7 protein-coding genes are annotated in these 6970 nt (G+C 41.2%); 5 read left to right on the forward strand and 2 right to left on the reverse strand.

Annotation, left to right across the window (positions count from 1 at the left end; genetic code table 11):
* Positions 1-255: ATP-binding protein (locus G470_RS0110715; protein WP_028274196.1), on the forward strand; the 255-nt coding region annotated here is incomplete at its 5' end.
* Here the strand turns inward: G470_RS0110715 and G470_RS13445 are convergent.
* The gene (locus G470_RS13445) at positions 256-1038 is read right to left on the reverse strand and encodes a manganese catalase (protein WP_084172184.1); all 783 of its coding nucleotides are present in this window, start codon (positions 1036-1038) and stop codon (positions 256-258) included. It abuts the gene before it with no gap.
* Between the two features lie 200 nt (positions 1039-1238).
* Between G470_RS13445 and G470_RS0110725 the strand changes: the two genes are divergently transcribed.
* From G470_RS0110725 to G470_RS0110740, 4 genes are all read left to right on the forward strand, one after another.
* On the forward strand, positions 1239-2603 hold the full coding sequence (locus tag G470_RS0110725) for an extracellular solute-binding protein (protein WP_240470679.1): 1365 nt from the start codon (positions 1239-1241) through the stop codon (positions 2601-2603).
* 111 nt (positions 2604-2714) lie between these two features.
* Positions 2715-3611 (forward strand): carbohydrate ABC transporter permease, encoded by an 897-nt coding sequence (locus G470_RS0110730; RefSeq protein ID WP_028274802.1) that lies wholly within the window; start codon positions 2715-2717, stop codon positions 3609-3611.
* A gap of 13 nt (positions 3612-3624) precedes the next feature.
* A complete protein-coding gene (locus tag G470_RS0110735) occupies positions 3625-4449 on the forward strand; it encodes a carbohydrate ABC transporter permease (RefSeq protein WP_028274803.1) in 825 nt (274 codons plus the stop codon).
* A gap of 242 nt (positions 4450-4691) precedes the next feature.
* Positions 4692-6329 (forward strand): phosphoenolpyruvate carboxykinase (ATP), encoded by a 1638-nt coding sequence (locus G470_RS0110740; RefSeq protein WP_028274804.1) that lies wholly within the window; start codon positions 4692-4694, stop codon positions 6327-6329.
* A gap of 383 nt (positions 6330-6712) precedes the next feature.
* Here G470_RS0110740 and G470_RS14290 read toward each other — a convergent pair.
* A partial coding sequence (locus tag G470_RS14290; protein WP_205617930.1) for a transposase occupies positions 6713-6970 on the reverse strand: 258 nt, incomplete at its 5' end.

The following is a 6970-nucleotide window of genomic DNA, read 5'->3' on the forward strand; positions in this document are numbered from 1 at the left end:
ATTATCTTAGACGAAATGGGCTATGTCCCGTTTAATAAAAATGGTTCAGAACTGCTTTTTCAATTAATTAGTGATTGGTATGAAACAAAAAGCATTATCATTACCTCCAACCTAGAATTTAGCAGCTGGAACAAGGTATTTATTGATCCGCGCCTCACGTCGGCGCTGGTGGATCGCCTCATTCACCACGCACATATTTTGACCTTTACAGGTGAAAGCTATCGCTTGAAAAATGCTTTATCAAAAATAGAATAATTAAATGGAAACTATTGGGTGGCAACATTGTGTACTTTTCGTTGCAAAACTATGTACTTCTCTATTGCAAAACACATCACCTTCTGAGAAGTTATAAAGAGTATGGTTGAATTCAGTATGTTCAAAGCTTTCCGCACTCTTAGGAACAATAAATCCTTCTTTTTCTTCTAGTTCCTTAATTGCCTGCTGCCACTGGAGCTGGTGCTGTGTATCACGGGCCAACAAGAAGCTGAGCATATCGCGGACACCTTTATCGGTTGTCATATGATACAAGCGGGCAACTTGAAGACGGCCCATTGACTCAGCTGTCAAGTTGAAGCGCATGTCGGCTAGGAGGTTACCGCTGGCTTCGAAGTAGTCGGCATTCCATGGCACCCCATTGGAATTTCTTTGGTGCGCACCTAGTCCATGTACGATTGCGTGCTGTGGGTCCATTCCACCCATAACCGCCGCCACAGCAGGGTCACCGCTGTTATAGACGCTTTCCTGCAAGTTAACCGGCGCACCGTCTACCAATTGAGCAATCATCGTAGCTAACATTTCTACGTGGCCGATTTCTTCTGTACCGGTATCCAATAACAGGTCTTTGTACTTCTCATTCCACCGCAGATTCCAACCTTGGAAGAGATATTGGTGCATAACTGTCATTTCTCCCCACTGACCGGCAAGAATTTCTTGGATTCGTCGGGCCATTAATGGGTCCGGTTTATCCGGCTTGGCATGATACTGCAATTTCTTTGTATGTGTAAACGTCGTATCAGCCTTCCTGTTTCTAAAGTATATACTTCTAACGAATCCAATATAACATCGGGTATTTTACAATTCAAAAAATACGTCCCACAGGAAGAAAGTAACGAAATTTCATATTTTATTCAAACAATTAAAACAAAAGTACAAAGTGCAATTGTTTTTTTCAGTGGAAAGCGGTTACAATTGTTATGTAACCGCTTTAATAAAATTCGTTAGAAAGATAGGTGATGGTAATGTTAAAGAAAAAATATTTAACGGCAGCCTTGTTTTCAGCTCTAATCCTCTCTGCTTGTGGAGGGGGAGAGGCAGAGTCAAACCAAGAAGCCGGATCTAGTGAAGGAAAGACTCCGATTGAGATTACATGGCGTGGAACAGGAGAAGAAGACGCTGTGTTGAAGTACTTAGAAAACTTTGAAAAAGATTTTGAGTCGGAAAATTCCGATATTGATCTTGTCTTGACACCGATACCTGGTGGCGAAGGAGACTATAATACAAGGTTGGCATTATCAATGCAGTCTGCAAATACAGCACCAGATGTAATTTCAGAAGATACGTTTATTCTACACTCAGATGCTGCTGCAAATTATTTAACGAATCTTGATGATTATGTTGGCGAATGGGAAGAATGGGATCAGTTTTTTGAGAACGTAAAAGAAGGTGTGACGGCTGCAGATGGAAGTGTCTATGGTATTCCCACTGTAACAGATACTAGAGGTATCTGGTATAACATTGAGGTTTTTGAAGAAGCAGGCTTACCGGCAGATTGGCAACCTCAATCTTGGGATGAAATTCTTGAAACAGCTCAGATTATCAAAGATTCTCAACCTGATGTTATTCCATTTTCTATGAATGTTGCAGCAGTAAATGGCGAAGCCACATCCATGCAAGGATTTCAAATGCTATTTTACGGAACTGGTGACACATTATACGATGAAGAGCAACAAAAGTGGAATGTGAATAGTCAGGGATTTGTTGACGCACTAACGTTTATAGATGAGTTCATGAACCAACGGGAACTAGGACCTTCCTTATCTATTGCTCTAAACAACAACTACACACCTACAGTTATTCAAGATATGTTGCCAAATAATCAAGTGGCTATGGTATTAGATGGGAATTGGCAAGTCCGAAACTTCCTTGAAGGCGGAGTAGCAGAAATGGAAAATGTGGAGGAACGGATTGGGTTTGCGCCGATGCCAACTCAAAACGGTGAAGAACCTGGTTACGTAACGATGGCAGGAGGTTGGGCTTGGTCTATACCAGAAAACTCTCAAAATAAAGAAGAAGCATGGCGCGTCATACAAGCAATGAGCGATTATGAATCCCAATTACAGCGGGTAAATTCAGAAGGATCTTTAACAGTCAGGAAAGATGTTGCGGAAGATTCAAGTTACCTCGAACGTCCTCTTATTGAAACCCCTACTAAAATACTTGAAAATGCTCACTTTAGACCGAAAAGTGATCTTTATCCAAACGTATCAATTGAAATTCAAAGAGCTGTAGAAGCTGTTTCCAGTGGTTCTATGACTCCAGAAGAAGCAGCGGAACAATATCGACAAGGGGTTATTGATATTGTAGGAGAAGAAAATACGTATTAAGTATGATACAGGATGAAACAGTGATGAAGCGGAAGGCATTGCTTGTTTCCGCTTCATCACTTTATTTTAAGTAATTCATTTTCATCATCTTGAAAGATGAAGGAGGAGCCTATGGAAGCTGCAAGAGAGTCTAACAAACGAATACTTTCTGACAATATAAAAACAGCTATTTTTTTAACGCCGGCTTTGATTATCCTATTAATTTTCTTTTTGATTCCAATGGGATTAACGATTCTATTCTCTTTTACTAATCTTGCGTTAACGGGGGCTCAAGCACAACAAATTGAATTCGTCGGGTTCGATAATTTTGTTCGTATGTTCAATGACAACCAGTTGTATGACAGCATACTAAAAACACTTATCTTTGTAGTGAGTTCTGGAGTAATTGGACAAATTAGCTTAGGATTTTTGATTGCTTTTTTAATGAAGGGGAAAAATGCAATATTTAGAAGATTTATTGGTATCTGTGTAATCACAGCATGGGTTATCCCAGAAATTGTTGCTGCTTTTACATGGGTAGCGTTTTTAGCGGACAGCGGTACTTTGAATGTAATCGCGACGAGCCTCGGAAACATTAGACCGATAGCATTTCTTTTCCAATATCCTATGATCAGTGTTGTTGTTGCCAATATATGGAGGGGGACAGCATTTTGTATGCTGGCATTCCAGACAGCACTCGATGATATATCTAAAGAAGTAGAAGAAGCTGCTTATATGGATGGAGCATCACGATTCCAAAATATCTTCTATATCACAATCCCAATGGTAAAAGGCACCATTGCAACCACTTTGATGCTGACAACCTTATCCACGCTGGGTGTATTTACACTAATTTATACAATGACAGCGGGAGGTCCAGGAAATGCTACAATGACGCTTCCAGTCTATATGTATCAACAAGCCTTTGTAAGCTATCAATTAGGTTATGGAACTGCCATTTCTTTAGTCATTTTAATTTTGGGAGCTATATTTGGATTTGTCTATACGAAGTTATTAAAAGTAGATTAATAGAGGTGGTAAAATGCGTATTGGAAAAGTAGAAAAATTCATTCATCACACAATACTGGTTGTGATAGCAATTTTGTTTATTCTACCTTTGTTATGGATGTTATTTTCATCGGTTGACACTACCCCGATTCAATCATTAAAAATTCCAGAACAATTCACTTTTCAAAATTACTTAGGGATCATACAAAACCCTGCGATCATTCGTTCTTTTGCTATAAGTTTGTTTCTATCTTTTGGTCAATCTTTTGTAGTGGTTATTGTAGCAATCATAGCAGCGTACCCACTGTCCCGTTATAACGCTACGTATGAGAAGCCATTTATGTATACCATACTGTTTTTAACTTCATTGCCTATGTCAGCAGTCATTGTCCCAGTTTTTCAAATGTTTTTACTGTTGAACTTCCATGATCAATTGTGGGCAGTGGCATTATTTATGGCTGGGGCGTCGCTTCCGTATGCCATATGGCTGATGAAAAACTTTATGGATTCTGTCCCGGTTGAATTGGAGGAATCTGCTTGGATTGATGGTGCCAGTGTATGGCAAGGAATAAAGAAAGTCATCGCTCCATTGATGGTCCCAGGTATATTTACTGTATTTATTTTTACGTTTACAGGGAGTTGGGGAAACTTTCTTGTCCCATTCATATTGATTCAAACACCTGAGAATATGCCGGCATCTGTAACAATCTATCAATTTTTTGGAAATTATGGCTTGATTGACTTTGGAGGGTTGACCGCTTATTCTGTATTGTACTCTCTTCCTGTTGTCTTTTTATACTTCCTTGCTCAACGTTACATGTCGAAAGGTTTCAGTTTCGGAGGAGCGACGAAGGGATAAAATTAGCAACGTGCTGAAGGCGCAGTCCGATATAGATGATTAATTTTAGTATCGGACTGTATTTTTAATCAAAATAATGCTTGTGAGAGGGCTTTCAATCAGAAGAAGAATTTGCTACAATAACAGTAAGTTTTTTCTTCACAACGAAAAGTTTGTAAGCGATAACAAAGGTGTAGTCAATATAGTTGTTTTGCCTGTTTTCCAAAGGAATGCAAATAAAGACATTCGAAGGAGAGGTAAATATGGCCACAAAGCAAGGTTTTCCACGCTCAGAAATAAGAAAAGATCGACCTTATTTTTCTCAGTTGCGTTCAGTCATCGAAACTGCCTTTTATGGAAATAATGTAGAAGATGTACCGACCATTGCCGAAGCGTACTACTTAGCTCGAGATTCAGAGTCTACGATAGTCACAGACCTTCCAGTGAAACATCCGACAAAACTTGGATTGCCGGATGATGCGAAAATATTGGTTGAAAACGGTGGTGGAGTTGTCGGCCGGACTGCCGCTGCGCGTGTGATTGTCGGTCAAAATCCGGAAGAGGATAAAAAACTGGCTCCCATCATTCGGGAGGCGGTCTACCAAGGGCGGATTCGTGAACGTTACCGTACTTCGGGTTATGTGGGCTTACATGAAGATTTTATGGTGAAAGCCCATTTGTCGGTTCCGGTTGGTCAAGAAAACAATCTGTACTCGTGGCTGTTGAATTTCCAACCGTGTACAAAGGAATATGACGAGATGTATGCCCGCTCGGCTGAAATAGACATGGGAGATATTTATATCTATCAAGACGCGAATTGGAGCCATCCGGATTACCCTCTTGGATTGACTTATTTCGATCCAGCCCATAATGCCGCGATTGTATTGGGAATGAACTATTTTGGAGAACTGAAAAAAGGGACTTTGACTTTAGCCTGGAATATCGCGAAGCAAGAAGGATATGTCTCCTGCCACGGAGGCCAGAAACAGTTCGAAAGGGAAGATCAAACACATTACGTGTCTGCGTTCTTCGGTCTGTCCGGTTCAGGAAAATCAACGTTGACGCATGCCAAACACGATGGGCGCTTCAATGTGTTGGTGTTGCATGACGATGCCTTTATCATTTCTTTGAAAGACGGTTCTTCAGTGGCGCTGGAACCAAGTTACTTTGATAAAACGAATGATTATCCAACCGATCACCCGGAAACTGCCTACTTTGTAACTGTTCAAAATGTGGGAGTCACATTGGATGATGAAGGAAAGAAAGTCCTTTTGACGGAAGATTTGAGAAACGGAAACGGGCGGACGGTGAAATCGCGTTATTCCACTTCGAATCGCGTCGATAAGTTGGAAGAACCGATTGACGCCATCTACTGGATAATGAAAGATGACAGTCTGCCTCCGATTGTCAAGGTGGAAGACCCGATTTTGGCATCCACATTCGGTGCGACATTGGCCACCAAACGTACAAGTGCAGAACGGGTTCAAAAAGGGGTGGACTTGAACAAGCTTGTGATTGAGCCTTACGCCAACCCATTCCGAGTTTACCCGCTGGAAGACGACTACAATCGCTTCAAACAATTGCTGAAGGACCGAGGCATTGACTGTTACATCATAAACACCGGCTCGTTTTTGGATAAGAAAATTTCGAAAGAAACCACCTTGGGGATTATTGAGTCCATCGTTGAAGGAAAAGCGGAATTTAAACCATTCGGTCCATTTGAGCACCTCAGCTATCTGCCTGTCGAGGGATATCAACCTGACTTGGAAGATTCTTCTTACATCGATTTGGTAAAAGAAAGGCTCAACATGCGGGTGGAATTTATTGAGGAACGAAATGCTGCACAGGGGATGGATGTTTTGCCGGATGAAGCGTTGGAGAGCATCAAGAAACTGCTTTAATAGCATTGCTGTCAAAGGAAGAAAAAAGAAGCACGAGGAAGTTGCTCCTCAAGCCGATTTCCTCGTGCTCTATTTTGTTGTGTGGTATTCAATGCGTCAAATTAAACGGATGACTGCTAATTTTGTCGCATTTATCGATTTCTAGAAGTAAATATATAAAAAACGAATTTGTTTATTCTGATGGGGGCCATAGTCGTTTACAACTGAATCAAAAGTTGATCATTCGGCCATTTGCATCAGAGCACTTCTAACATCTTAGCAGTCAGAGGGCATATTGATTGAATGCTTCGACACTATAGTATATATTCTAAATCAAGAAGCAAAAACTGTTAGGGGGCGTCAATAATTTTGTGTAAATGAAATTCCCTGCTGCAGAAATTTTTCTAATTATTCGCCAGTTTCTCGAACAGCCCGAGCAGTTCTCCTTCCGCCTGCTGGAACCCGCGATGGCTGCGGTCCAGGAACTTCTGGTTGTAGTTTTCGAAGAGGGAGACCAGAAAGCGGTCCATGGATTCCTCGTTCTGGAACTGTTCCTTGCGCCTGCTGTACTTCTTGACCTGCTTATTGAAGGACTCAATCAGGTTGGTGGAGTAGAGGCTCCGCCGGATTGCGGCCGGGAAGTCGTAGAAGGTGAGCAGGTG

The organism is Atopococcus tabaci DSM 17538 (genome assembly GCF_000429585.1).
Lineage (GTDB): Bacteria > Bacillota > Bacilli > Lactobacillales > Carnobacteriaceae_A > Atopococcus > Atopococcus tabaci.

Bases quoted from the DNA above. Each gene is read 5' to 3' on its own strand.
- G470_RS0110725 (WP_240470679.1), top strand. From the start codon at position 1,239: ATGTTAAAGAAAAAATATTTAACGGCAGCCTTGTTTTCAGCTCTAATC.
- G470_RS0110735 (WP_028274803.1), top strand. From the start codon at position 3,625: ATGCGTATTGGAAAAGTAGAAAAATTCATTCATCACACAATACTGGTT.
- G470_RS0110740 (WP_028274804.1), top strand. From the start codon at position 4,692: ATGGCCACAAAGCAAGGTTTTCCACGCTCAGAAATAAGAAAAGATCGA.
- G470_RS0110730 (WP_028274802.1), top strand. From the start codon at position 2,715: ATGGAAGCTGCAAGAGAGTCTAACAAACGAATACTTTCTGACAATATA.